The following is a 24,402-nucleotide window of genomic DNA, read 5'->3' as shown; positions in this document are numbered from 1 at the left end:
CATACCCCCCCACCTCGGCGGCGCTTCACTGCACCGACAGACTGCGCACCACAGAGCGGGTTGTGTCGATATGCCACAACCGGCCCTGATGGTCGAAAAGCACCCATTCATTGCCCACGCAACGCAGTTGCGCATGATGCAGCGGCCAGTGCAGGACGGCGCATAACCGGTCACTTTGGCGGTGGATAAAGTGCCAGCGTGCCTCATCGTCGCCAGTTGCGTAGCAGACGACCAGCCACTGCTCGAACGAGTAGACGTTCAACGGGTCGGTAAATTCTTGAGTCAGGCCAGGCAAGGGATAGCGCTTGCTCGTGCCGCCCTCGTACGCCCTCAGCATGGGATCACTGTCGGCTTCATGTTCGATCCAGAACTCAGTGATCCGGCCTGCCGCGTTATACACCTGCCAACTGTGCTCCTCACGCCTGGTGGGCATGGATTCGCGGCTGAGCAATCGGCGGTCGGGCAGGCGGTAATGCCAGAGCTGGAAGTCCTGTGGGGTGTCCAGCAATACGGATTCGTTGCGTTCGTCATCCCGAAGGAAGCCAACCCGCCCGGGCAGATCGCCGACGTGCCAGAGCGTTTCGAACCGGCGATCCACGTCCACGACGCGCAATTGCGAGCCTCGGCCGACGGTCCAGGTCGTGCCGTCGAAATGCTTGGCGAAAGCGTCCAGCATCAGCACGCCCAGATCGGTGGCGCTGCGATTGACCAGATCCAGTTTGCAAATGCGCCAGACGTCGCCGCGACGTGCCAGCGCCAGCGCGACCTGGCGGCTGTGGCCCAGCACGATGGTCTGGGCGGGCACCGGAAAGTGAAAGGCCGTCTTGCCGCTCGCCTCGACCACCGACGCGCCAGCTTCGCCCAGTGCCAGGAGGTAGCGTCCGTCAGTCAAGGGTACGGCATCGCAGAGAGTCCGATTGCCCCTTTCTGGCGCCATGAACGACAAGGGGGGGCTTACCCGCTCAAGGCTCTGATTGAGAAGTTTGTTCTTGGGCAGGGCGCTGCCGGGCAGGTCCGCTTGTAGCAATTTGTCCTTGCTCATTTTTACCAGCGCTTGAAGCTGATTCTGGGTGAGATGAGCGTGTGGCCCGGCCTGATCACAGATCATCGCCCGCACGGTCGCGGCAGCCAGCCAAGCCAGCGCGGGACTGTGGGCCTTGTGCGTCAGCAGCGCCTGGGCCAGCGCGGCGCGCTCCACGACCCGCTCGGGGTCGTTGCGCAGTTTTTCGACCCAGGTTTCATAGGTCGAGAGGGTGTCGGGAAGCAGGACTGCCCGTTTAACCAGCGCGCCGATGGCGAGGCTACCGCCTGCGGCCTCGGCGGCCAGCAGCCATTGGGTGGCGCGTTCGTGCTCTGCCGGTAGACTCCAGATCACGTCCACCGCCTGCAACCACAATCCTTTTTCGGTCAGGGCCAGCGCCCATTCCAGGCGCAGGCGCGCGGCGGCGTCCGGCCAATTTTTTTCGAGCAGGATGACGGCATCGGCGAACGCATTGTCGCGCCGCGCGACTTGCAGCGCTCGCTGCCAATCCCCTGCCAGGCACAGCAGACGCACGATGGTCGAGGTGGGCATGTCCCAGGCCAGCGCAAGGTCAGCCGCCTGTTGATAGCGCTGGTGCTTTTCCAGATAGTCGAGCGCTTCCTGGCGTGCCCTCAATAGCTCGGCCAGGACAAACACGGCTTCCTCGATACGCCCCTCGCGATCCAGTCGCTCGAAGGACTGCCGGTAGACCTGCTTGAGGTGGGTTTCAAGATCCGCCTCAAACAGCATGCTGGTGCGAGGCCCTGAATGCTGGGTGAGCGCCAGATCCTGGCGCCTGCTGGGTGTGCCGAAGGCTTGACCTGCATTGCCCTGGCCGCCACCCAGCGGAATGGCGTGGCGCAGTGCTTCTTCCAGGTCGCCGTTTTCGAACATCTCCAGCATGCGTTGCATGTAAGCAGCCTGGCGCTTTCCGTAAAGCGCTGACAGGCGTGAATTCTGGGTCAGACGCGTCAGCCAGCGCCGCCATCTGGCCGGGCCACGTGGCTGGCCCGATGCCCGTGGCGGCACCGGCGGCTTCGATGGTCGGGCGGCATTGGCGGTCGTGGTAGGGGGCGTGTGGCTTGCTGCCGAATGGGTACCGTTGCGTCGCATCCAGGCACGCACCGCCATCAGTATCAAGGTGAAAAGTGCCGCGCCAATTACCGTCCAGATCAAGACGCTGCCCAGATCGAACGTGGACGGATCCACAGAGCGTGGCGGCTTGGCTGTCTCAGCAGCACGGGTAGCGGCTGGTAACTGCGGACCGTTGAGGGAAAGCATTTGGTAAAGGCCCATACCCACTGCCAATGCAATGAGACCTAGCAGGCCGTGTTGCAACGAGCCGGTACTCTGTGGATTGTTCGCAGGGCTGTGACGCGCCGTAGAGGCACCAGGGGCGGTGGCCTGACGTTGGCGCTCCAGCAGGGCTTGCATCACCGCCTCGCGCTCGGGGCTGGCCGGCGCAAGTGAGTCACCCAGGATTTCCCGTATGTCGGTCTGTACCGCCAGCGGTTCGACTTCTGGTTCCGGCAATACGTCCTGGCAGTCGTAAGTGTCGAGCAAGGCGTACTGGCTGACGTCGATCCATCGAGCGGGGGCCAGCGCAGTTGCGTCGCGCAGGTGCAGGGCATTGACCTGCGTGCCGCGTACCAGCCAGACATCGGCGTGGGCCAGGCGCTGCATTTCTTCAGGGCTCAGCCGTGCTGAGCAAAGCGCTCGGCCCTGGCGGATCAGTGGCCAGCCAGCGAGCCCTTCACACAGCATGGCGCGTGCCTTGGGAAAACGCAGCAGGTCGCCGTCGGCAAAGCGATAGGCCCTGGCGTCGGTTTGCCAGTGGGTGAGTATCAGTCGCGCCCGTTCCTGCTCGCTGAAGCGCTCAACGGGGAACCACAGCGCCTCGATCGGTTGATAACCGCTCAGTGCCGGACGGCGAATAACGACCGAATCAGGTCCGGACATGAGGCGCGTCCTCCGACTGCGTTTGTGCCTGATTGCACATGACCTGCAACACCCTGCGCTCGTCCCGGACCGAATACACCACCAGTTCCCGAGCCTTGGTCAGGGCGGCGACCAGCCCGCTCATCGGGCAAAAGCTGATTCTGGCAATGGTTTCGTTGGTGGTGAACAGCACATGTTGCTCACCCCTGCAGTACAAGGCGAGAGTCTGCTGGTTGGGGCCGAGCAGGACCATGGAAAGCACCTCGTCCTCCCCGATCAGCAATCCCAGGCCTTTCCAACCGGGTGCCAGGTCTACCTGGCTAGTCTGAAGGTCCGGGGCCACCATTTGCCACTGTTGCTTCCCGTCGACCAGGCGCATCCACGCACAGCCGTGGAAGGCGCGTTCCCAGAGGGGGCTTGCCGGGAACAACACCTGATCGACGTCGACGTCCTTCGCCGTGCCGACCACATGGCCCATGGATTGGCTGATCCAGGGATTGATCCGGTGGACGTACAATCGACCGGCATCGTGGCGCAGATAGGCCAGCATGTTGCGATCGACCTGCGCCATGCCCACCACCTGATCGGCCATCGAGTGGGTGACACCGGGCGGGTGCGGGCTGGGCAGCTTGCCGTTGTCGACCACCCAGAAGGCCAAATGACCTTTGTTGTCGAGCAGGAAAACCCGGCCGTAGGTGCCGTTGTGCAGCCACACCATGGGCAGCAGCGTGGCAGTGCCCACGGGCATCTGCAGTTGTTCACGCTCAGGCCGGGCGGCGGGCTTGAGGCCAGGCATGTTCCAAAAGACCAGTTGCTCGTCGAGGCTCAGGATCGCACCGGGCATGCGGCCCGGGAACGTGATCGCCAGTGGTGTGCTGCGGTTGTTCCAGAGCGTCCGGCGAACATCGAGCGGCTTTTTCTGCCGGGGAGCCGGAAGCTTGATCACCACAAGCCCAGGCTCATCGAGTAATTTCAGGGCGACATGGAAGCCGCTGCTGGCAATGATCGGGGCCAGCGTCAGCGCAACCCGTGGAACGGGGGTCTTGACCGCGGTGCGAGCCATCTGCCGCGCGATGTCGAACTCGCCCTTGATCAATTGCAAGGCAAGGCGCTCGTCGGGGTTGGGCAGGGCAACTTGTCGGGTGCCCACGTCTTGCAGCGCGAACATGAGGCTGCGGCCATCGAGGCTGCGCTGTATCTGGACCCGATGAGTGCAGGAGCGGGCGTCGGTGGCGGGCAGTCGCTGGCCGACGATCCAGCGTTCGCCACTGTCGTAATCCTGCTCCGACAGCCAGGCGCGCCAGGTATGCCAATGCTCATCACTGACGGTCTGATATGTGCGGGCGTCGAGCAGTTGCTTTAAATGCGCTGCGCCCTTGAACTCATGCAACTGTGGCGCGTTTTGCAGGATGCCCCAGCGCAGCTCGGCCCCGGCTTCGCTGGCACGGCGGGCGAGCAGGATCAGCAGCGCCAGGTGCACCAGTCGCGGGCCGCCCAGTTGCAGCGGGCCAGCATCGAACAGCACAACGATCATGCGGTTGGCCTGATGAGTGCGATATTGCGGCGCCAGGAACAGGTGTTCGCCAACTACCGCCCTGCGTAGAAATTCGTCAGGTAGCTCATCGGCCAGCAACCACTCGCTGGCGAGTAGTCGTTCATACGGGCCACGGCGTTGCAGGTCGCCAAGGCCGTCGGGTTCGGGCACGCCGCCCTGCTGCATGCCGCGCAATGGGCCTAGCAGCGGATTGAGGCGTGCGAACAGATCCGCCAGCAAGGGCAACTGTTCGGGAGGAAACCATTGCAGCCAATCTCGCCAGGGTTGCAGGGATTGCGGTAATTGCATCAGCGACCTGCCCATCCATCCTGAATGCGTTGCAGATGCCGGGCCGTGACGGGCAGGCATCGGTCGAGCGGCACCACTGCCCTGGGGGCATGCCACAGCAGCAGCGGCGCACGCGCAAATCTGCCGAGCAGCGCTTGCCCCATCAGGTCGAGCGGTGCGTCGGGTTCCCAACTGGTGGGCAGCCACAGACCGGGTGCGGCGGGCTCGGTGCAGGCGTAATCGACACCCTCGACCCACGGCAGGTCATCGGCATTGCCCGTGACGATCAGCACGTCACGGTTGGCAGTGGCTTGCAACTGCGCGGTCTGGTCTTCGGGCATGCGCAGCAGCCGTGCGTGCAGGCGCGCCGCCACTTCGCCCCAGGCCACGGCAGCCTGTGGTTGACCGGGCTCGCGGCGCACTCGCCAGTTCCAGTCGATGGCAGTGGCGGTGGCCATAGTCGTCATGCCTGGGTTGTCAGCAGATGGGCCACCTGTCCGCGTGCTTCATGCAGGCGCTGGGGGATGGTCTGGCTGTTGAAGTTGGCGTCGATTTCGCGCAACAGCGCTTCCAGCAACGGGCTGGCAGGCGGTTCGCTGCGCGCCAGGTAATCCTCTGCCGTTTCAAGCAGCCGATGCAGGCGAGCCATCGGTTGCAGCGTCGCTTCCTCGACGGCACTGAACAGATGGCTGTTGCTGCATTGGGTAAAAAGATCCTGCAACACCTCGCGGCCGTGTTGCTGAATTTCCCGGGTCGGCAGCACGTAAAGCAGCGGCCAGAGGTCGGCTTCGCTGGCTTCCAGATGCCCGCGCAGCAGAGCCGCCGCTGCGATCAGACGCTGGGATTTGACGATACGTCGGTCGGAGAGCTGTATACCGGCCTCCCGCAACCGGCGGATGGCCTGGGCCAGCGCAGGCCGCACCCGTGACAAATCGACATCCTTGAGCGCGTGGCCCAACGTGTCGAGCTGAGTCAGCCCCAGCAGTTGTGGAACCGGGCGCTGCTCCGACTGCCAGCCGCCGGCCAGCATCGCTTCGAGCTGGTTGTCGGGTACCGCGTCCACGAACAGGTGCAGCAAAAAACGGTCGCCGAAGGCCGCCAGCGATTCGTCGTCGGGCAGGCCGTTCGCCGCTGCGACACAGACGCGCAAGGGGCACTGGACCTGGGTGTGACCACGGCGGAAACGTCGTTCGTTGAGCACGCCAAGCAGGGTGTTGAGGATGGCCGTCGAGCCCAGGAACACTTCATCCAGGAACACAATGTCGGCTTCAGGCAGCATGCCGCTGATATCGGTTTCAACCGTGCCTTCGCGCAGTTTCTTCAGATCGACCGTGCCAAACAGTTCCGAAGGCTCGGTAAAGCGTCCCAGCAGGTACTCGAAGTAACGACCGCCCATGGACTGCGCGACCCGACGCACCACGGCGCTTTTCGCCGTGCCGGGCGGGCCCACCACCAGAATGTGTTCCTGGGCGACAGCCGCCAGCACGATCAACTCGGCCAACTGCTCGCGGCCGACCAGGCCCTCGGTGGCTGCGCGAACGGCATGACGGATCTGACTGGCGGCGAGATCGAGCGAAGCGGACATGGGGCGTCTTCCTTGAATCTGGAGGGGCACATCTTGCCTGAAGGAGAGGGTGAGCTGGCAAGGTCATCGGCATGCAATGCGCAAGCTTGAGCCCGTTGTGTTGCGCTTTGCTGGGGAGCTGGGGGGTTATGAAGTGGCGGCGGGTTGAGGAGGTTGACTGAGGAGAAGAAGGGGTAGACTGAATATCAGGAAATAAATCAGAGAATCATTTCAAATGAGTTAAAGACATTACCCGAAAACCGCTTGTGATCGCTTGATGTAGTCAAGGAAGCTGATCCAGGGGGTTTGCACACTTTCCATATTGCAAACAGCGGGAATCTTCCAATTGCGTTTGTGCTTGTTCGCAGAAGGCTGAAACGCCTCATCCGTGACCAACTCGCAGCCATGTAGCTTCGCGGTGGCAATGATATATAGATCGTTTTCATCGACCCCTGCGCCGTATTTGTCTTCTTCGATCTCAAGCAATCCCTTGATACGAAAGGCTTCCAACAGGATCGCCTCTGTCACGGGCATCGTTTGCAGACCTGCCTCCTTCAGCCAGGTCACGCACTCCGGTGCTTTGTGTCCAACTTCTTCGGCGGCAACCTCGGACATCCGAATCACACCTTGTGCCACTCGATCCGTCATCCATGCCCAAAGACCCGGAAACTGCGCGATAGGGTAGTTATCCCATGCGTAGAGCATGGATGAGGCATCAAACACCTGCATAGAAGCGTTCCAGCTTGTGCAGGTCCGAGATCTTAAGGTTGTCGAGATAGCTGCTTGCCTTGGCGAGAGTGATACGACGAGCGTTCATGGCTTCCAGCACTGTACGCACGTAACCATCGCCAAAAATGTGCCGGGGCTCGCGATTGCGGTGCTCTCGGCTGCCACCCTCTTTTTCAGGCATCACTCGTTGCTTGTTCCACCGTCGGTATGCGGCATAGGCTTCGCTTGGCAAACGTCCGGCATCCATCAGACGCCGTAGGATCATCTCGCCACTCACACCCCACGCCCTGCGTTGTGGTTCCAGCCAGCCATCAAATTCGGCCGCCTCAACAGGGCGCTCATTGTCATGAATGCTCAACAGAAACCGATCGGGGACCAACAGATGGCCGGCAAAGGCATTCGCCTCTTGCTCTTCATCGTCCGCCGAATACAAATCCTCTTCATCGTCAATTGAGCTTGCCCGATGAATAAGCAGGTGCCCTAACTCATGCATCAACGTGAAGCTTTGGCGGGTATCTGCATCCTGCTTCTTGATGACGATTACCGGGCATTCAGGGTCGTAGAGTGAAAAACCGAGGATCGGGCTTTCCTTCGCAATCTGCCATTTACCGTTGTAGCCATTGCTGCGGAAGACCAACAGGCCGCGCGCTTCGATGGCCTTACGATAACTGTCGAAATTGTTACGGTTCGCCAGCCCCAGCCATTCACGCACACGGCTGGCCGCATCGGGGATGCTCAGGCCTGCGAGGTCGGGCGGCGAGAAGCGCACGACCTCCGTCGGTTCAAGCTCCTCACGCAGTGCAAGGAACACTGCGCGCTGACGCTCCACTCGCTCAACCAGCAGCTTCAGGTGGTGCGAAAGTTCCGGTTTCTGATTGCTCAAGGTGCGGAACTGCGGCGAGTGCACCTTTGCCTCGTTGACCGGCCCTGGCTCCATGAAAAACAAAGTACCTCGCCCGAAAACGGCCGCCAGCTTACGCAGCTGGTTGAAGGTCAGCCCCGTCTCGCCGGCCATCACTTTTTCAAAGCTGGCAGGTGCTATACCGATCTCACGGGCGAGCTCGTCCCGCGTCATACCGTGATCGGTACAACACCAGTCTATCCGCGCGAGATTGATTGATTGGATACGTTCCATGATTTGAGTATATAGACGGTGTGTACCGGTGAACATGAGCCACCAAAGCTAGCTGCCGAAAGTTTGATGCGGCCGGGCCTATGACTTTCCCGAGGGGGAGCTAGCATGCCTGAGTGTCATCGATGCCGGCTCGGCCAGTGTTAAGGAAACGATAGAGCCCGAGGGCAAGGCTGAAAAGCCGGCGGATTCTGGTGCGGTTGTAGGCAAAGGCGCAAGGATATGTGGCTTGGAGGTGCGGTGGTCAGGCCCTGGCTTGACTCTCAGAAGGTGGAGAAGCAGGAGCAAGCATCCACGCGAATGTTATTGAAGGGGGACACCCCTTGAATATAGACCTGTCTCTTGTCGCCGAGCAGCCCCAATCACTCCTGCGCCTCACCCCCCAACCGACTCCGCCGCACCGCCATAATCTGCGGGATCTTCTCCTCAATCCAATTCACCATCACCTCAAGATGCTCCGCCGCCTCCCGACCCAACGGCGTCAAGCGGTACTCTACATGCGGCGGGACCACCGGTAACGACTTGCGGTTGACCAACCCATCCGCCTCAAGCTCCTGCAACGTCTGCGAAAGCATCTTCTCGCTGACCCCGCCGATCTTGCGGCGCAGCTCGCTGAAGCGGTGCATCCCGCCCAGCAAAATGACCAGCACCAGCACGCCCCAGCGACTGGTCATGTGCTTGAGGACCTCCCGAGAAGGGCAATCGGCGCTCAGTACATCGCCGCGTCGAACAGCGGCGCTAAACGGCTCGGAATTTCCGATGGGTGTGTTCACGATACTTACCTTTATGTACGTACTTACAAAAAGTTACCTTGGTCCCTAGGATGGCTTTTCGTCCTTTTTCCATCAAGGTATTTGTCATGATCGCCATCACCGGAGCCTCCGGCCAACTGGGCCGTCTTGTTATCCAGTCCCTGCTCGAACGCGTGCCAGCCGAGCAAATCGTCGCCCTGGTCAGAGACCCCGGCAAAGTCCAGGACCTGGCTGCACGGGACGTGGTGGTACGCGCCGCCGACTACAACCAACCGGCCACATTGACTGCCGCGCTCAAAGGCGTCGATAAACTGCTGTTGATCTCCTCCAATGAACTGGGCAACCGCGCCGCCCAACACCGCGCCGTGATCGATGCCGCCAAGGCCGCGGGTGTCACGCTCCTGGCCTACACCAGCGTCCTGCACGCCGACACCTCCACCTTGGGCTTGGCCGCTGAACATCGCGATACCGAAGCAGCCTTGAAAGCCTCGGGCGTGCCCCACGTATTACTGCGCAACGGCTGGTACAGCGAAAACTACCTGGCGAACGTACCGAGCGCCTTGGAACATGGCGTCCTGCTCGGCAGCGCCGGGGAGGGCCGAATCAGCTCCGCCCCCCGTGCCGACTACGCCCAAGCCGCAGCGGTGGTGCTGACCACTGAAGGGCAGGCGGGCAAAGTCTATGAACTGGCGGGGGATAGCAGCTACACCTTGACCGAGCTGGCTGCGTTGATCAGCCAGAAAACCGGCAAGCCAGTGGTTTATCAGAACCTGCCGCAGGCTGAGTTTGAGGCGGTGTTGATCAGTGTGGGGTTACCAGCGGGGTTGGCGGCGTTGCTGGCGGATTCTGATGCGGCGGCGGCGAAAGGGGCGTTGTTTGATGAGAGTGGGGTGTTGGGGCGGTTGATTGGGCGGGGGACTGTGTCGGTTGCGGAGTCTTTGGGTTAAGCAGCCAAACCAAGGCTGGGACAATGGACTCGCGTGCCGGTCGACATCGACCGGCACGCAGTGCTGACGGCGCTATCCCCTTATTTCTGCAGATATGTGCAAGACATCGCCTCAGCCCTTAGGTTGAATAGAACGTAAGTACGTTCTCATGTATTGCGGCGTCTTGAGTTATCAGTAAGAGGCTACAGCCGCCAAGCAGAGCATGCGCTGGTTGTAAATTTTCAATTTGTGACCAGAACTTGTCGACCTTATCGCTCTCTCCGAACGGTTGAAATGCGATAGCGCTGCTAAATTTGGAGAGCTTTACCTGATCAGGTAGGCGCTCAAAAACATACCACTCATCAAAGCCCGGTGTGGGCAACTGAGCGATATCCGTAATGATAGGGCTGATCGCCAAGTCACCTACACGTTGCCACCCGCTAGCGATCTCAGCAGCGCTAAGGTTATAGGGCCCGCTATCCGACGCAGCAATTGCCACATAACGGCCACGTACGAGCTGAGGAAGCTGGCGAATGAGGTCGCCCAGGTTAACGTCGTATCCATCGTTCCAGTCAAGAGTGCTATAGCCGGCGTGCGTCCCGGTATGCAGTTCGGTTGCCATACATCTTCCTTTGAGGATCAGCGATGACAAAAAGGGTATTTATTTTCTGAAAATAAATCTGTTCCCCTATTCCTAGTAAAAGTCGTAGTAAAGCGCCCACTCCCCAGTTTCGTTGTGCTTCCAGAACATCAGGCTCCCACTGTCGACCACGTTCAGATTGATCTTCGCGTCCGATGAGATCTGGAACACAAACTCGAAGCCTTCACCCGGATCAACACCCGACTGGCAAAACGAAGGGTAACCGCCGAACTTGTGTTCGTAAGTGTGGGTGACCAAGTCGTAATAGCTCTGTATCTCGCCCCGGTGTTCCAGCGTGAGGATTGCTTGCTCAAGGTCCTCCGGGACACCACCGCCATCCCACAGTGGAAAGTCCTCCGGAACCACTTGCGCTGTCAGCGGGAAGGGTTTGAGGAATGTACCTGCCACCGGCAAAGACTTGCGCACCAGCACATCATCCGGCCCATATTCGCGGATGACCCAATTATTTCCCATTGGCTCAAGGTGCTCGGGGAACGGGTTTGAAATGAACACCGTCAATACACGAACCCCCGCCAGCAGCGGGCTGTGGATGGGCAGGGCAGGCAGGTAAAACTGCGCATAGGGGAGCAACGGTTGCCCCGCCTGGTTGGTGGGTACATCTTCATCAGGCCGGAACAGGAAGACGTTGCCCAGCCAGCTTTCTTCATCGGTGCCGGCAGGACGAAAGCCGCCAGCAATGAGCTTCACGGCGGGGCGGGCCAGGCGTTGCTTGATTTCCTGGATGTCCATGGCGATGTAAACCTCCTTTTACTACAGGTATTAAGGCCGCAGATTGGCAGTGTACGAGAGTGGGTAGCAGCGCTTTCTGCCCAGGGCTAGGCCGCATTAGCTTCCTTCACGGATGAGGGGGGGCCCTCCTCTAGCTCCCTGGGCCAATGATTTTCCCAAGGGCTCCTAGCGTACCTGAGTGTCATCGATACCGGCTTGGTCAGTGGTAAGAGAAATAGGGGCGGACCACGACTTGAGTTCACTTCGGTCCGTCTCATAATCGTGGTCTGTCCCCGTTTCCGCGGAGCTGATTATTGAAGCGGCGCAGGGTAGTTCCAAAGGGTGAGCGTGCTAACTCGGGTGAACTGACCCAAAAGCCCGGTTCGTTCACCCGTTTGTGGCTTCGAGAAGAACTGAAAACCTGGCGTGGGAGGCCGGGTTTTTCCTTGCAAAGCGCTCATAAAAAATTCCACCGCGCCCGAGTGCCAATCAACCAAGCAGCCAGCACGCACAAAACCTTGTGGTGAGGGGATTTATCCCCGCTGGGCTGCGCGGCAGCCCCAAACATCCAACGCGGTCTGTCTGCTTGCACACCCTCTCGACACTGACCATCAAGACCTGACTGGAGACGCACATGTCCGAAATTACCCAACTGGTCATTGCCTTGGTGTTGTCCTTCCTGCTCGATCAGCTTCTCAAGCCGTGTTTCTGCGCAAGGGGCTAGGGATGGTCCTGGTGACGGCGGGTGCGGTTGGTTGTCTTGCTGCAAGCCAAGTCTGGGGTTGCTGTCAATCTTTGCCGTGGCTCTGGGGATGGGATTGTTCATCAAGCGGCGGCGCTTTTGAGTAGCTTGGCTGAGAAGACGAAGGGGGCGGACGGGATATCAGCAAATAAATGCGTCCCCTTATTCGAGAGGTCTTGAAATGATGGCATTAAGCCCTCATCCATATGGATCCAATCAAAGAGATACACCAAGTGAAAAAATTAATTGACTATGCAGTAGGCGTTTGTAGTGATCCTGAGATTCGGTTTTACAACCTTCAGTCAGGGAGCGATGCCGATGTAGTAAAGATGCTGGAACTGGTCCGAGCTCAAGCTCAGTCTCGCTACAAAGCCCCGTTGCCCTCGGTTGATCAGCTTATTTTGACTGAAGATGATGGCTTCAATGTTGAGAATCCTGGTGACATCATTGCAGTTCTCTTCGAGACAGTGGTTCGAGTAAATCGCAACCCGACTCTCTGGCACACTCCCGGGGCAGGGGGAGCGGCCGGGGAAATCAACACTACGCTAAATAATTTCACCCATGGACCTAGTACGTTGGCAGGCTCACCTGAGGAGGGAGTTAAAGCATCCCATTATTCTGAGGCGCTGGAAAAGCTGAGGCACATTGTGCTGAATCGAGGGCCTTTCTAAGGCCGCATCGTTCTGATGCGATACCCCTCGCGCCTCAACAAAGCGTGGAACTAGGGACAGACTACGATTTTGAGTTCACTTGTAATCGGCCCGTCTCATAATCGTGGTCTGTCCACGTTTTCTCCCCTGTCGACCACGTTCAGATTGATCTTCGCGTCCGATGAGATCTGGAACACAAACTCGAAGCCTTCACCCGGATCAACACCCGACTGGCAAAACGAAGGGTAACCGCCGAACTTGTGTTCGTAAGTGTGGGTGACCAAGTCGTAATAGCTCTGTATCTCGCCCCGGTGTTCCAGCGTGAGGATTGCTTGCTCAAGGTCCTCCGGGACACCACCGCCATCCCACAGTGGAAAGTCCTCCGGAACCACTTGCGCTGTCAGCGGGAAGGGTTTGAGGAATGTACCTGCCACCGGCAAAGACTTGCGCACCAGCACATCATCCGGCCCATATTCGCGGATGACCCAATTATTTCCCATTGGCTCAAGGTGCTCGGGGAACGGGTTTGAAATGAACACCGTCAATACACGAACCCCCGCCAGCAGCGGGCTGTGGATGGGCAGGGCAGGCAGGTAAAACTGCGCATAGGGGAGCAACGGTTGCCCCGCCTGGTTGGTGGGTACATCTTCATCAGGCCGGAACAGGAAGACGTTGCCCAGCCAGCTTTCTTCATCGGTGCCGGCAGGACGAAAGCCGCCAGCAATGAGCTTCACGGCGGGGCGGGCCAGGCGTTGCTTGATTTCCTGGATGTCCATGGCGATGTAAACCTCCTTTTTTACTACAGGTATTAAGGCCGCAGATTGGCAGTGTACGAGAGTGGGGCTCTCCTCCACTCCCGTGGGCCAATGATTTTCCCGAGGGTTCCCAGCGTACCTGAGAGACCGCTTTTTGGCCGAAGCGGACATATCGAGTTAGAAAAACAAATCTGGCCCCCTGACTGTTCAGTAATCACATCCATTCGACCCACCGAACCGGGTTTCACGCAGGCAAACGTGCCGCCTGCTATTGAGCAGCAGTGGGGCATAGCTACAAGACGCAACAGTGTTGTTGATCGCGACTTGCAACGACTCCATGACATCGCGGCTGACAGGGACGGATATTGCGCAGCAGTCTTGGGTTTTTAAACAGGCTGAAATTGTCGTGTCATTTCGCGTGCGCCCATTTACTGATACGACCAACGCAGTGTTGTCACAGTGGCCGGTCAAACCTGCTCCAATGACAAAAAAAGAAGTGGTTGTTGGATTATCAGCAGTCCCCCCAAGCCCTAGCGGAATAAGGAATAGCGAATGAGCGTAGCCTTCGCTGGCCTTTACCGTTGAGATCTTGGCGGGTGAATTACAGGACTGATTGACCCACTCCACGGGGGATACCGACTTCCAATCGCTGTCGTCAGTGACGTTCCAATGTTTACCACTGCGATAGTCATAGCAACCGTTCAGGCATGCGGCGGCGGGTAGTAATAGAAGAATTGCCGTCCGTGTTTTTTTCATGGTTGACCCGCTTTCACAATAAGGTTTTGATTGCCTGCATTCAGTTGCACCGAACATTAACCGGTATGTTTCGAGGGAAGAAATGTTGCCCCGGTCAAACCATCAGCCGCGATGCGGAGAAAGCCTTACCCACTGAAAAATCACAGCAGATTAAAAATCAATTTTCCTGCCGCCGATTTGAGTTTCCGTATCATTCTGACCGGCAATCATAGCCGAAGCGCTAATTGCATTTTGATTCGCCCAATCACGAAGTTTTATAAACTCGTCTTTTCGCATTTTGCTCATGGGTACTAAGCGCGAAATAGTAGTTTCAAAATCAACCATGGTCAGGTCGCTTACATCGCCAGAGTTATTCATCCGTCGTGAGAACGCTTCAATCAGCGAGTCCCCAACCCAAGCTTCGATTTCAGCACCAGAAAGCACAATGTCTTTACCAAAATTCGACTCGCCTCCTAGAGCAGACAATCGATCCAAATCAAATTTTTCTGGGTCTCGTTTCAATTTTTTCAAATGTATTTCAAGAATCTTCTTTCTTTCCAATGTCGACGGAAAATCAACGAAAAATATTTCGTCGAATCGCCCCTTTCTCAACAACTCCGGAGGTAAGCTGTTGATGTTGTTAGCGGTAGCAAATACAAAAACAGGCGCCGTTTTTTCTTGCATCCAAGTCAACAGTGTGCCGAATACGCGTGTAGCCGTGCCACCATCAGATGATCCTCCGGAAGAGCCGGAAAGTCCTTTTTCAATTTCATCGATCCAAAGGATGCAGGGTGAAATAGCTTCGGCAGTACGTAGCGCTGAACGGATATTGGATTCTGAAGAGCCAACCACCCCTTGGAATATTTTTCCCATGTCCAAACGTAATAAGGGCATGTTCCATGACGACGATACACATTTCGCCGTTAGAGACTTACCGCAACCAGGAACTCCAGTTAAGAGCAAACCCTTCGGGGTTCCGACACCGAAATCCTTAGCAATCTGCCCAAAACACTGGCTACGCAAATGGAGCCACTTTTTAAGCGTCGCCAGGCCTCCTACATCCTCAAGATTTACCTTTGAGTCTATGTATTCCAAGATACCTGTTTTCCGTATAATTTGCTTTTTTTCGGAAAGCAGATCCTTTACTGTACTTTCATTTAAACTCAGACTGGATACCAGTGAGCGAGACAAGCTATTGTCAATTTCTAATCCCGTGAGGCCCAAAGCGGCATCAATAAGTTTATCTTTTGTTTCGCTAGAAAGATCAATCTTAACGTTGTTAATGCCTTGCCAGGAGTTAACAAAATTATTTATCTGATCCTTAACTTCATCTCTTGATGGCAAAGGAAAATCAATCAACGTGATTTCCTTTTGAAGATCATTTGCAATTTCAAAGCTGGGCGCCACGATAATGCAATTGCTGCGATATCCACGTGAGCGGATATTTATGGCTAAATCTCGAAGCCGACGACGATAGACAGGATTTGAGCTTGAGGTAAGGTAGTTATGAGCATCACAAAAAACAAAAATATTTTTGCTGCCCTCTTCCTTCGCTTTTTCTTCGCAAAAGTCCAAGGCCATTTTCAGATCAAAGGTTTTATCCCCAGCCACGACGCCATTTATCTGGACTCCCAGCGTCGAGTTCCAAACGAACAAACGATGACTAAGCGCCTTGGCAATTTCAGAAACTTCATTGAGCGCACGCTCTTCCTCGAAAGTTTCAATCACCAAAATCGCATAACGCGCTTTGAGGTAATCTGTTATCTGCTTGGTACGCCTCATGCCTATTACCCCTGCGCTTGAACTGAGTTATACATGCATCGGAAGACCGGTTTTGGTAACGCCAGAATTTGAAATAACAAACTCGATGACTCTTCTTGTGCGGAAAAAGTCAATATCGACTCTGTCACTGGTTTTGATAATCTGCTTGTGCTGATAGGGATGTTTCGCGTTATGCCGATACCGCCCCGCCAGCGTCAAGTCTACGGCTTTAACAACTCGAATCATGGCTTCATTCTGGAATATTTCTTTTGGCGTATAGCCTGTATAAAGTATCCAGTTTTTCTCGCCATTCACGGCCTGTATTAATTGCTCCAAGGCCGGCGCCTGGTCGAGCGGCTCCCCCCCAGAGAGGGTAACCCCAGCGATGTCCAGTGCATTTATCTTCTGTGCCAATTCATAAATAGGCATCAGCGTACTCGCTTCGCGAGGGTGGGTGCTCTGATTGAAGCAGCCCTTACAATTCAGCGCACAACCCTGCACCCATAATGTCAAGCGTAACCCAGGGCCGTTAACGCGGCTCAACTCCATATGGTGTACGTTGATTTCCATTTAGAAGTTCGCACTGAGAATTTGAAGGGTTTGCTCTTCATGAACTACGGTATATTCCGGTTTCCATTCAGTCACAAGCTCCGCAGTAGGGCTAGAAAGTAGAGATTCAAGCTCTTCAGTAAGTTTTGTGCAGATATCCCCTTTCACCCCACGCACTTCCTCGGTAATTTTATCGCCCGTAAAGGTGACATAAATGCTGTATTCGTGGTTAGGTCCAAATTCAATCTCGAACCCTTGAAGAGTTTCTTTCACTCTTGCTGGAACACCTGATGCTTCTATGCGCTTGATGGTTTCATCGATGGCTACGCTGATGTACGCTTTCTGAAAGTTTAAAGCCAAATCAGCCATTATCGCTTCATCGCCGGCCGAAAGAGTTCCACGTTCGATGAGGAGTTTATAGGAGCCCTTCTCAATTTGGCAGACAAATAGATTGAATTTATCAGCCGTTTGGCCACAAATAGCTCTAAATTGCTGCTTGCCCATGTAACCTATTTTGCTCAACACCTTTTTACTAAAGTCGCTGACAAATACCGAAACCAGACCGGTCGTTGGGCTAAGGCCCATCTTGCCGAATGCTTTGGCAATGGCTTCTTCATCAACATAAGAAAATTCAAACGTCGTACAATGAGACATTGTTAAAGCTCCAGCCTGCGCCGGAGAACATCTTCTTCGGCGCTCTGGATAGCGATTAATACGTCAGGGGCAACCTCAAGGTTGCGCATAGGTGCCTTGGATACAAGCGTAGCCTCAGGCGCAACGGTTTTTGAAACCGAGATGGGTGTTCCAGAGTTGACAACCACTCGACGTCTTTGGGCTGCCGGTGATGTACCACTATCACCAAGGAGACCTGCATCAATCGTTTCCAACAGCTTTCTTATTACCAGAGTTGGATTTGATGTGAGCTTTTCATATAGTCCAATGCGCAACAAAGCATCGGCTCCATCATTGAATTGCAATTTAACGAAGTAATTTTGATTTTCATCGCCAATGATGCCAATGCGCGAGACCTGACTCAGATCCCGTGACAGTTTTCTCCAATGCTCACCATCAAACGACGCTAGAGTTAATCTTGTCGCTGTTGCGGCAAAAGCATTGCTACCAATTTCAACCCCGTCCGCATCAAAATTCTGGTAGCTAACCAGAATTTTCTCCCCTACAGGAAATCCCAGAGCGGTTGCCAAGTATTCATTAGTCGAAAAGTCGATATCGGCATGAAACTTTAAGCTTTTTGACAGAATATAAAGGCTAAATAGGCCTGCTAGACCAGAAACTATTATGCTCAGCGCGTGTTCTGGTGCGAGAAATAAAAAAACTGCGAAAATGAAAACAACGATCCCGTAACCGTAATTTATGGCCGTCTTTGTGCTGAGTTTTTTATTTCTATAACCCTGAAATGTTTTGCCGGGAATATATTTTTTTGAAGGTGCAAATAGCAGGGTGCATGCACCAAAAAAAACCAGACAAATTAGCCCAATTGCAGCTTGGCGCTTTTGCCCATTTTGCAACCCGTCAAGAAACATCCACGTACCGGTAACGATGAAAATAGGAAAAGATGCCAGTACTGCAAGTCCGGTTTTCTTACCTTTGGTGGCCATCATCATAGCCCACATCGGGATAGTCTTTATCATTCACAAACCTTCTAGATTGGGTGCAGAAGCGCGGCAGGGAGGGGATGACTGCAGAACTACTCATCGGTCTATGCTACATGACGATCTTTGGTTTATCACGCACTAGGAATGGTCTGAAGTAGCCATGCGTTTCGAGCTCATTTCGACCATTGCCGATTTTGAAAGTGATGAGTCGATCCAAAACGGATCATGCGAAGACGCTCTTTTACCGCTTACTCCAGTTCGTTCGGCGAGCTCGTCAATCAGCGTTTCATGGCTTCACACTCGTTACGCAAGTCGCTATTGCTGATAGAGCCACAGCTCTCCCCCTTCGTCTTGGCATAGCAAAAAAGGCGCTGGTCGCTGTCGCTAATGCTACCGCAGCTCTCGCCCTTGGTTTCGGCATAGCAGGTATTACGGAGGTCACTGTTGTTGATCATGCCGCAGCTTTGCCCCTTCGTCTTGGCATAGCAATAATTGCGCTGGTCGCTGTCGCTGATGTTACCGCAGCTCTCGCCCTTGGTTTCGGCATAGCAGGTATTACGCAGGTCACTGTCGTTGATAATGCCGCAGCTTTCCCCCTTAGTCTTTGCATAGCAATAATTGCGTTGATCGCTGTCACTGATGTTACCGCAACCAGCATAAGCGTATCCACTTAACATCATTAACACTGCAATGATGACCTTCATCTTCCTCTCCATTGATTGCCAGGGCGCCCCCGGCGCTTATTGATCCAAGATAATTCGCGGCAAGAAAAGATATCATATTGACATCATTCCATGGATAAGTTCCATGATCGAATATGAGGGGCGCAGCTCGCCAACCTGCGCACAGCTGCTGCCCATTGCTTGACGACGATCCGTTGCGCAGGCACTGGAAACACTGCCTTTCGTGCCGAACTCGATTGCGACATGGTGGTGCTCAAGGATTGTTCGCAGCTGCTCGCCATCCCCTTGCGTGACGGCTGTGACTTGATGGATGTGGTGGCTCGACCAGGCTAAGGGGTGAAAGAAAACGGGCGCTTAGGCATCCTTTTTTTTCTGCCATGCGCTAGGTTTTCTTAGAAAATATATCCATCCACATTTCCAAGGAGTTTGGGCTGATCATCATCGTCGCTGAGTCGTTCGTCATACCGGGCAAGGTTTAAGAAATTGAGGATGTTTAGAGCCTATCCGTCCACTTTTAGGGATGAAAAACGAGAAACCCGACGCAAGACGTCGGGTTTTCGTTAGCGAATAAATACTATTGCCGCGGTTCTACGTTATCCAACACCCGATTTGCCAACAACGAACTCAGCTCAATCAACTGCTGGATTCCCTGCGCCACATGACGCCTCGATCCATCCAGATCAAACGCCAGATCACTCACCATCGCATCAGCGGAAGCCAAGGTTTCGCTGAGGTTGGCGAGCAGGCATTCGTTATCGAGGCCTTTCACGACGGTGAAGAGCTGACCCGGTTTGGGGTCGTCTTGAGGTTTTTCCGATTTCGGTAGCAAGTAGTGATCGAGCACGCGTTTGGTGGTTTCGTCTTGCTGCTTGGCTTTGGTTTTTGCGGATTGCCGCGTGGGGTCTGCATCTGGGGGATTTGGAGTTGCTTTGAACATTTTCACGTTTCCTTTGTTAGTAGGCCGCTACCGTCTCGCTACTAAACGAAAGGGAGGCAGCTGTGCGCAAGTTAGTAGACCGGTAGGACAACGGAAAACCCGGCGCGCCCGAAGGCGCCATGCGCACAGCCACCATCGAGTGCGGGCAATGCCCGACTGATGAGACTCATGCGACCGTATCCTTAACCGGGCTACTAAACCCGACCACTGATGGGCAGTGGCAAGGAAACGATAGAACTCCGGGACAAGGCGCACAAGCGGGCGGATTCTGGCGTAGTTGTAGGCAAAGGCGCAAGGATGCGTGGGTTGGTGGAGGTGTGTAGGTGGGGACTGTAGGAGCAGGGTTTGCCGGCGATGCAGGAGACTTGTTTTGGTCTGGAAGCGTGTCGATTTCATCGCGAGCAAGCTCGCTCCCACAGGGATTGGGGGCTGTTGCAGATGCTGTGTTCGCCACCACCCAGTGTGGGAGCGGGCTTGTTCGCGAAGAGGGCGGCACATTCAATATTGATGCAAGCTGACCTGCCGCTTTCGCGAGCAAGCCCGCTCCCACAGAGAGATTGGGGGCAGGAGGTCCCTCGTCCTGAACGCAGCCGCCGGGTTGTGCCATGTAGATCGCATTCAGCCTTTTGGGGACTGCTGCGCAGCCCAGCGGGAGCAAGCTCCCTCGCCACAGTGGATTTCATTGCCACAAGGAATTTCCCCCACCACAAGGAATCGGCATGGCTTAACTGAACGGTGTGCCCCTGGGAGGGTTATTTGCGCTTCAGCATCTCCGGCAACTGGGCCACCAGCTTCTGATTATTCAACGGCGCACGAATAAACCCGCGCTGAGTACCGTCCGGGCCAATCACCGCGAGGTTGCCACTGTGATCAACCGTATAGTTGGGCTTGCTGGTATCCGCCGGAATGAACGGAATGCTCACCGCATTCGCCAGTTTCTGCAGGTCTTCGACGGATGACGCGGTCAGGCCTACGAACTGCGGATCGAAGTACCCCAGGTACTGCTTCAGTTGCTTGGGCGTGTCGCGGTTCGGGTCGACGCTGACCAGTACGATCTGCAACTTATCCACAGCCTCTTTCGGCAACTCGCTTTTGATCTGGCGCAGTTGGGCGAGGGTGGTGGGGCAGATGTCCGGGCAGAAGGTGTAGCCAAAGAACAGCAGGCTCCATTTATCCTTCAAGCCATCGATTGCCACGGGCTGGCCGTCCTGGTCGGTCATTTTCACGTCCGGCAGGCTGCGGCTCTGGGGCAGCAGGATGATGCCGGCGTCGATCAGCGCGGTCGGGTCGCCCTGGCCTTTGCCCGACAGCACCTTGTTGATGGTCAGGCCCAGGATCAGTGCGATCACGGCCACGAGGATGAAGACGGTTTTCTGGGTTCGAGTCATAGGCTCAACAGTAAGTAATGATCTACAAGCAGGGCGATGAACAGCAGGAACAAGTAATAAATAGAGTACTTGAACGTGTTGATCGCCGCGTGCGGCCGACTGCCACGGTACAACACCACGGCCCATTGCAGGAACCTGGCGCCCAGTACGAGCGCGCAAACAAGATAGAGCATCCCGCTCATATGGATCACGAATGGCATCAGGCTCACCGCCAGCAGCACCAGGGTGTACAGCAGGATATGGATCTTGGTGTAGTGCTCGCCGTGGGTCACCGGCAGCATCGGGATGTCGGCCTTGGCGTATTCCTCTTTGCGGTGGATTGCCAGGGCCCAGAAATGCGGTGGGGTCCAGGCGAAGATGATCAGCACCAGCAGCAGCGGTTCGGCGCTGACATGCCCGGTGGCCGCCACCCAGCCCAGCAATGGCGGCGCCGCGCCGGCGAGGCCGCCGATGACGATGTTCTGCGGCGTCGCGCGTTTGAGGAAGCCGGTGTAGACCACCGCATAACCCAGGAGTGAGGCGAGGGTCAGCCAGGCGGTCAGTGGGTTGGTGAAGGCCAGCAGCAAGGCTTGGCCGATCACGGCCAGGGCCAGGGCGAAGGTCAGTGCGGCGGCGGGGGAGATCCGCCCCTCGGCCAGTGGCCGTTTGTGGGTGCGGGCCATGACTGCGTCGATGCGCCGGTCCACCACATGGTTGACCGCCGCCGCGCCGCCGGCACACAGGGCGATGCCCAGGTTGCCGAACACCAGCACCGTCCACGGCACGCCGGCGCGGGTGGCGAGGAACATGCCCACCAGCGAGGTGATCAGCATCAGCACCACCACTTTCGGCTTGGTCAGCTCCAGGTAATCGCGCCAGATCGCTTGGCTGTGGCGTTCACCGGTCAAGGTTGCCATGGCATCTCTCCTTTTATTGTTAGGGGGCTGGCGCCGTGTTTATGCGGGTTGAACCGCCAGCGCAGCGGGACTTGATGCTTGACCCGGACCAGGCTGGTACGGGCGTGATAGTTGACCAAGACCAGGGTCAGCAGCAGTGCGGCGCCCCCGGCGTTGTGGGCGACGGCCACCGGCAACGGCAGATGGAACAGCACGTTGCTGATGCCCAGGGTGATTTGCGCTCCTAGTGCGATCAACACCAGGCCGGCCAGCCGGGTCATGCCGACGGTCTTCAATTGCCAGGCCAGGCCCAGCAGCACCACGGTCACCAGCAAGGCACCGATGCGGTGGGTCAGGTGGATGGCGGTGCGGGCGTCGCTGTCCAGTTGCCCGCCCAGATAGTTGGGGCCGATGTGCTGGGTCAGGTGGAAACCGTTGGCAAAGTCGGCCGGTGGCAGCCATTGGCCGTGGCAGGTGGGGAAATCGATGCAGGCCACGGCGGCGTAATTGGAGCTGACCCAGCCGCCGAGGGCGATCTGGCCGATCACCAGCAGCAGCCCGGCGGTGGCCCAATGTTGCAGGCGCTTGGGCACGGTCAGCGCCGGCAGCACGCCGGATAATCGCAAGGTCAGCAGGAACAACAGGCTCAACGTCGCGAAGCCGCCCAGCAAATGCCCGGTGACCACCTGCGGCCAGAGCTTCAGGGTCACGGTCCACATGCCGAATGCCGCTTGCGCGAAGACCACCGCCAGCAGAAATAGCGGCAACTTCAATGGTTGGCCCGGGCGGTGGCGGTTCATCCAGGACCGTGCCGCCAACGCTACGATCATCAAGCCCAAGGCCCCGGCGAAGTAGCGATGGACCATCTCGTTCCAGCCCTTGTGGGCTTCCACCGGGGTGTCGGGAAAGTGCAACTCGGCATGGGCCAGTTGGGCTTCGCTCTTGGGCACGCTGATGAACCCGTAGCAACCGGGCCAGTCGGGGCAGCCGAGACCGGCGTGGGTCAGCCGGGTGTAGGCGCCCAGCAGGACGACGATCAATGCCAGCAGCGTGGCAAACAGCGCGAGGCGAAATCCAGGTTTGGCCATGTCGATGCCCTCATCCGATGTTCGACAGTTTCAGCAAATGGCGCAGGTCGTTGAGCAGGTCCTTGCCCTTGACCCGGGCGTCGTAGCGCAGCACCAGGTTGCTGTGGGGGTCGATGATCCACAGTTGGGCGCCGCCGGAGCCCTGGGCGCCTTTCTGATAGGCCGGCAGGTCCAGTGGATAACGTTGCAATTGCGGGTATTCGCGCTGCAATTGCCCGTCATATTCAGCGTCCAGCGGTTGTGCGATAGCCAAGGCGTGGCTGGCGCGGGAGGCGTCGCGGCCGAGGCCGATCTGCACCTGCCGGGCCAGGTACACCAGTTGCCGGCAATCCACTGAGCATTCCTGTGGCGCCGTGACCAGGATCTGCCAGCGCTGTTCATCGGCCTGCACGCCAATCTCGGCGCGGGTCTGGCCGGTGCCGATCAGTTCGCCGTGGTAGCTGCGGCTGTCGGGCACCCAGAACTGGAACTTGTACATGCCGGTGGCCAGGATCATCGGGCCGATCACCCCCAGCACGATCAGCAGCAATTGCACGCGGCCCTTGCGACGGTTGTGTGCCGCGGGCGCCTCAGACGTGTTGGTTGGATTCATGGTGCTTCCCATGGTGTCTCCCTGCGTTGTGCCATCCGAGATAAAGAAAAAGGCCGAACAGGGCCGCCGCCATGGCGAACCACTGCACGGCATAACCGAGGTGTTTTTCCGGACCCATGGCCACCACCGGCCAATCGGTCCGGTAGGCGCCGGGGCCGCTTTGTTGGCGCATTTCATAGGCGAAGCCGCTGCGGCCCAGGTCGGCCCAGAGCTTGTCCGGCTCGATGGCAGTGACCAGTCGCGGCCAGGGGGCGCCCGCCGGGTCGGCGTGGAGCTGGAACGTCGCGCCCGGTGCGACATAGACCCAGGCCTGGAGGCTGATGGATTGTTCCGGCGTGTCGAAGACCGGCGGGGTACGCCGGTCCGGCCAGGGCAGCCAGCCGCGATTGACCAGCAGCCACAGCCCGGTGCGGTGGTCGAGGAACGGCTGCAGCAATTCGACGCCGACCTTGCCGTCGTGTTGGCGGTTATCCAGCAGGATGCTGTGCTCGGCGTCGAACTGGCCCTGCAGCGTGACCGCTCGAAAGGCTGGGTCGGTGGTGTGCGCCAGCTCGGTGCTGTCCAACGGCGGCGCCACGCGGCGCTCGGCGTAAGTGTCCATGAGCACGCGTTTTTGTTCGCCACGGCTCAATTGCCAGAACCCCAGGCACACCATCACCGGCACCAGCACGGCCACCACCAGAGACGGCACGATGCCTGGCCGGAAACCTTTCATGGCGCCGTCCGAAAGCCGTCGAACGGGATAGCTATACTCACGTGCATCGCGTCCCCCCGGAGTGTT

24 protein-coding genes are annotated in these 24,402 nt (G+C 57.2%); 2 read left to right on the top strand and 22 right to left on the bottom strand.

Annotated elements, in window-relative coordinates:
* Positions 1–25: 25 nt before the first annotated feature.
* The 7 genes from J4E63_RS27075 to J4E63_RS27045 form a co-directional block, all read right to left on the bottom strand.
* On the bottom strand, positions 26–2,980 hold the full coding sequence (locus J4E63_RS27075) for a bpX6 domain-containing protein (protein WP_207283853.1): 2,955 nt from the start codon (positions 2,978–2,980) through the stop codon (positions 26–28).
* Entirely contained in the window at positions 2,967–4,802 is a 1,836-nt protein-coding gene (locus J4E63_RS27070; RefSeq protein WP_207283852.1) for a hypothetical protein, read from the bottom strand. The genes J4E63_RS27075 and J4E63_RS27070 overlap by 14 nt, the downstream gene beginning before the upstream one ends.
* A complete protein-coding gene (locus J4E63_RS27065) occupies positions 4,802–5,239 on the bottom strand; it encodes a hypothetical protein (protein ID WP_207283851.1) in 438 nt (145 codons plus the stop codon). Before J4E63_RS27065 ends, J4E63_RS27070 begins: the two co-directional genes overlap by 1 nt.
* Positions 5,240–5,244: 5 nt before the next feature.
* Positions 5,245–6,366 (bottom strand): AAA family ATPase, encoded by a 1,122-nt coding sequence (locus J4E63_RS27060; RefSeq protein WP_207283850.1) that lies wholly within the window; start codon positions 6,364–6,366, stop codon positions 5,245–5,247.
* A 228-nt stretch (positions 6,367–6,594) separates the two neighbouring features.
* Entirely contained in the window at positions 6,595–7,074 is a 480-nt protein-coding gene (locus tag J4E63_RS27055) for a DUF4411 family protein (RefSeq protein WP_207283849.1), read from the bottom strand.
* Positions 7,061–8,209 (bottom strand): ImmA/IrrE family metallo-endopeptidase, encoded by a 1,149-nt coding sequence (locus J4E63_RS27050; RefSeq protein ID WP_207283848.1) that lies wholly within the window; start codon positions 8,207–8,209, stop codon positions 7,061–7,063. Before J4E63_RS27050 ends, J4E63_RS27055 begins: the two co-directional genes overlap by 14 nt.
* A 359-nt stretch (positions 8,210–8,568) precedes the next feature.
* Complete coding sequence (locus tag J4E63_RS27045; protein ID WP_310650718.1) at positions 8,569–8,979, bottom strand: helix-turn-helix domain-containing protein; 411 nt, start codon at positions 8,977–8,979, stop codon at positions 8,569–8,571.
* 86 nt (positions 8,980–9,065) lie between these two features.
* On the opposite strand from J4E63_RS27045, the gene J4E63_RS27040 reads away from it, so the two are divergent.
* Positions 9,066–9,905 carry an SDR family oxidoreductase gene (locus tag J4E63_RS27040; protein ID WP_207283847.1) on the top strand — a complete coding sequence of 280 codons (840 nt, stop codon included), beginning with the start codon at positions 9,066–9,068 and terminating at the stop codon, positions 9,903–9,905.
* A 118-nt stretch (positions 9,906–10,023) separates the two neighbouring features.
* Here J4E63_RS27040 and J4E63_RS27035 read toward each other — a convergent pair whose 3' ends face one another.
* Both J4E63_RS27035 and J4E63_RS27030 read right to left on the bottom strand, forming a co-directional pair.
* The gene (locus J4E63_RS27035; protein WP_207283846.1) at positions 10,024–10,506 is read right to left on the bottom strand and encodes a hypothetical protein; all 483 of its coding nucleotides are present in this window, start codon (positions 10,504–10,506) and stop codon (positions 10,024–10,026) included.
* 72 nt (positions 10,507–10,578) lie between these two features.
* On the bottom strand, positions 10,579–11,274 hold the full coding sequence (locus J4E63_RS27030; protein WP_207283845.1) for a DUF1963 domain-containing protein: 696 nt from the start codon (positions 11,272–11,274) through the stop codon (positions 10,579–10,581).
* Between the two features lie 954 nt (positions 11,275–12,228).
* Between J4E63_RS27030 and J4E63_RS27020 the strand changes: the two genes are divergently transcribed.
* The gene (locus tag J4E63_RS27020; protein ID WP_207283844.1) at positions 12,229–12,666 is read left to right on the top strand and encodes a hypothetical protein; all 438 of its coding nucleotides are present in this window, start codon (positions 12,229–12,231) and stop codon (positions 12,664–12,666) included.
* A gap of 95 nt (positions 12,667–12,761) precedes the next feature.
* Here the strand turns inward: J4E63_RS27020 and J4E63_RS27015 are convergent, their stop codons facing one another.
* The 13 genes from J4E63_RS27015 to J4E63_RS26955 all read right to left on the bottom strand — a co-directional run bounded on the left by J4E63_RS27015 (position 12,762) and on the right by J4E63_RS26955 (position 24,336).
* Entirely contained in the window at positions 12,762–13,421 is a 660-nt protein-coding gene (locus tag J4E63_RS27015) for a hypothetical protein (protein ID WP_207283843.1), read from the bottom strand.
* 186 nt (positions 13,422–13,607) lie between these two features.
* The gene (locus J4E63_RS27010; RefSeq protein WP_207283842.1) at positions 13,608–14,156 is read right to left on the bottom strand and encodes a hypothetical protein; all 549 of its coding nucleotides are present in this window, start codon (positions 14,154–14,156) and stop codon (positions 13,608–13,610) included.
* A gap of 150 nt (positions 14,157–14,306) precedes the next feature.
* Positions 14,307–15,917 carry an AAA family ATPase gene (locus tag J4E63_RS27005; RefSeq protein WP_207283841.1) on the bottom strand — a complete coding sequence of 537 codons (1,611 nt, stop codon included), beginning with the start codon at positions 15,915–15,917 and terminating at the stop codon, positions 14,307–14,309.
* A 27-nt stretch (positions 15,918–15,944) separates the two neighbouring features.
* Entirely contained in the window at positions 15,945–16,466 is a 522-nt protein-coding gene (locus tag J4E63_RS27000; protein ID WP_207283840.1) for a 4Fe-4S single cluster domain-containing protein, read from the bottom strand.
* Positions 16,467–17,099, bottom strand: a complete 633-nt coding sequence (locus tag J4E63_RS26995) for a DUF2997 domain-containing protein (RefSeq protein WP_207283839.1) — start codon at positions 17,097–17,099, stop codon at positions 16,467–16,469.
* A gap of 2 nt (positions 17,100–17,101) precedes the next feature.
* Positions 17,102–18,094, bottom strand: coding sequence for a hypothetical protein (locus tag J4E63_RS26990; RefSeq protein ID WP_207283838.1), 993 nt, complete (start codon positions 18,092–18,094; stop codon positions 17,102–17,104).
* 242 nt (positions 18,095–18,336) lie between these two features.
* Positions 18,337–18,762 (bottom strand): hypothetical protein, encoded by a 426-nt coding sequence (locus tag J4E63_RS26985; RefSeq protein ID WP_207283837.1) that lies wholly within the window; start codon positions 18,760–18,762, stop codon positions 18,337–18,339.
* A 553-nt stretch (positions 18,763–19,315) separates the two neighbouring features.
* Complete coding sequence (locus J4E63_RS26980; RefSeq protein ID WP_207283836.1) at positions 19,316–19,678, bottom strand: DUF6124 family protein; 363 nt, start codon at positions 19,676–19,678, stop codon at positions 19,316–19,318.
* A 752-nt stretch (positions 19,679–20,430) separates the two neighbouring features.
* Entirely contained in the window at positions 20,431–21,066 is a 636-nt protein-coding gene (locus J4E63_RS26975; protein ID WP_207283835.1) for an SCO family protein, read from the bottom strand.
* Entirely contained in the window at positions 21,063–21,962 is a 900-nt protein-coding gene (cyoE, locus tag J4E63_RS26970; protein ID WP_060739833.1) for a heme o synthase, read from the bottom strand. Before cyoE ends, J4E63_RS26975 begins: the two co-directional genes overlap by 4 nt.
* The gene (locus tag J4E63_RS26965; RefSeq protein ID WP_060739832.1) at positions 21,950–23,029 is read right to left on the bottom strand and encodes a heme A synthase; all 1,080 of its coding nucleotides are present in this window, start codon (positions 23,027–23,029) and stop codon (positions 21,950–21,952) included. Before J4E63_RS26965 ends, cyoE begins: the two co-directional genes overlap by 13 nt.
* A gap of 10 nt (positions 23,030–23,039) precedes the next feature.
* Complete coding sequence (locus J4E63_RS26960) at positions 23,040–23,633, bottom strand: hypothetical protein (RefSeq protein ID WP_060743101.1); 594 nt, start codon at positions 23,631–23,633, stop codon at positions 23,040–23,042.
* Entirely contained in the window at positions 23,599–24,336 is a 738-nt protein-coding gene (locus J4E63_RS26955) for an SURF1 family protein (protein WP_207283834.1), read from the bottom strand. Before J4E63_RS26955 ends, J4E63_RS26960 begins: the two co-directional genes overlap by 35 nt.
* Positions 24,337–24,402: the final 66 nt, after the last annotated feature.

Source organism: Pseudomonas sp. FW300-N2F2 (genome assembly GCF_017351655.1).
Taxonomy (GTDB): Bacteria; Pseudomonadota; Gammaproteobacteria; order Pseudomonadales; family Pseudomonadaceae; genus Aquipseudomonas; species Aquipseudomonas fluorescens_AA.
This window is presented reverse-complemented; position numbering and strand designations above follow the sequence as displayed.

What these genes read in the sequence shown, in the direction of transcription:
- J4E63_RS27055 (WP_207283849.1), bottom strand. Translation starts at nt 7,074, where the DNA reads ATGCAGGTGTTTGATGCCTCATCCATGCTCTACGCATGGGATAACTAC.
- J4E63_RS26975 (WP_207283835.1), bottom strand. Translation starts at nt 21,066, where the DNA reads ATGACTCGAACCCAGAAAACCGTCTTCATCCTCGTGGCCGTGATCGCA.
- J4E63_RS27015 (WP_207283843.1), bottom strand. Translation starts at nt 13,421, where the DNA reads ATGGACATCCAGGAAATCAAGCAACGCCTGGCCCGCCCCGCCGTGAAG.
- J4E63_RS26990 (WP_207283838.1), bottom strand. Translation starts at nt 18,094, where the DNA reads ATGATAAAGACTATCCCGATGTGGGCTATGATGATGGCCACCAAAGGT.
- J4E63_RS26960 (WP_060743101.1), bottom strand. Translation starts at nt 23,633, where the DNA reads ATGGGAAGCACCATGAATCCAACCAACACGTCTGAGGCGCCCGCGGCA.
- cyoE (WP_060739833.1), bottom strand. Translation starts at nt 21,962, where the DNA reads ATGGCAACCTTGACCGGTGAACGCCACAGCCAAGCGATCTGGCGCGAT.
- J4E63_RS27075 (WP_207283853.1), bottom strand. Translation starts at nt 2,980, where the DNA reads ATGTCCGGACCTGATTCGGTCGTTATTCGCCGTCCGGCACTGAGCGGT.
- J4E63_RS27065 (WP_207283851.1), bottom strand. Translation starts at nt 5,239, where the DNA reads ATGGCCACCGCCACTGCCATCGACTGGAACTGGCGAGTGCGCCGCGAG.
- J4E63_RS26965 (WP_060739832.1), bottom strand. Translation starts at nt 23,029, where the DNA reads ATGGCCAAACCTGGATTTCGCCTCGCGCTGTTTGCCACGCTGCTGGCA.
- J4E63_RS27035 (WP_207283846.1), bottom strand. Translation starts at nt 10,506, where the DNA reads ATGGCAACCGAACTGCATACCGGGACGCACGCCGGCTATAGCACTCTT.
- J4E63_RS27050 (WP_207283848.1), bottom strand. Translation starts at nt 8,209, where the DNA reads ATGGAACGTATCCAATCAATCAATCTCGCGCGGATAGACTGGTGTTGT.
- J4E63_RS27060 (WP_207283850.1), bottom strand. Translation starts at nt 6,366, where the DNA reads ATGTCCGCTTCGCTCGATCTCGCCGCCAGTCAGATCCGTCATGCCGTT.
- J4E63_RS26980 (WP_207283836.1), bottom strand. Translation starts at nt 19,678, where the DNA reads ATGTTCAAAGCAACTCCAAATCCCCCAGATGCAGACCCCACGCGGCAA.
- J4E63_RS27070 (WP_207283852.1), bottom strand. Translation starts at nt 4,802, where the DNA reads ATGCAATTACCGCAATCCCTGCAACCCTGGCGAGATTGGCTGCAATGG.
- J4E63_RS26995 (WP_207283839.1), bottom strand. Translation starts at nt 17,099, where the DNA reads ATGTCTCATTGTACGACGTTTGAATTTTCTTATGTTGATGAAGAAGCC.
- J4E63_RS27040 (WP_207283847.1), top strand. Translation starts at nt 9,066, where the DNA reads ATGATCGCCATCACCGGAGCCTCCGGCCAACTGGGCCGTCTTGTTATC.
- J4E63_RS27010 (WP_207283842.1), bottom strand. Translation starts at nt 14,156, where the DNA reads ATGAAAAAAACACGGACGGCAATTCTTCTATTACTACCCGCCGCCGCA.
- J4E63_RS27030 (WP_207283845.1), bottom strand. Translation starts at nt 11,274, where the DNA reads ATGGACATCCAGGAAATCAAGCAACGCCTGGCCCGCCCCGCCGTGAAG.
- J4E63_RS26985 (WP_207283837.1), bottom strand. Translation starts at nt 18,762, where the DNA reads ATGAAGGTCATCATTGCAGTGTTAATGATGTTAAGTGGATACGCTTAT.
- J4E63_RS27000 (WP_207283840.1), bottom strand. Translation starts at nt 16,466, where the DNA reads ATGGAAATCAACGTACACCATATGGAGTTGAGCCGCGTTAACGGCCCT.
- J4E63_RS26955 (WP_207283834.1), bottom strand. Translation starts at nt 24,336, where the DNA reads ATGAAAGGTTTCCGGCCAGGCATCGTGCCGTCTCTGGTGGTGGCCGTG.
- J4E63_RS27005 (WP_207283841.1), bottom strand. Translation starts at nt 15,917, where the DNA reads ATGAGGCGTACCAAGCAGATAACAGATTACCTCAAAGCGCGTTATGCG.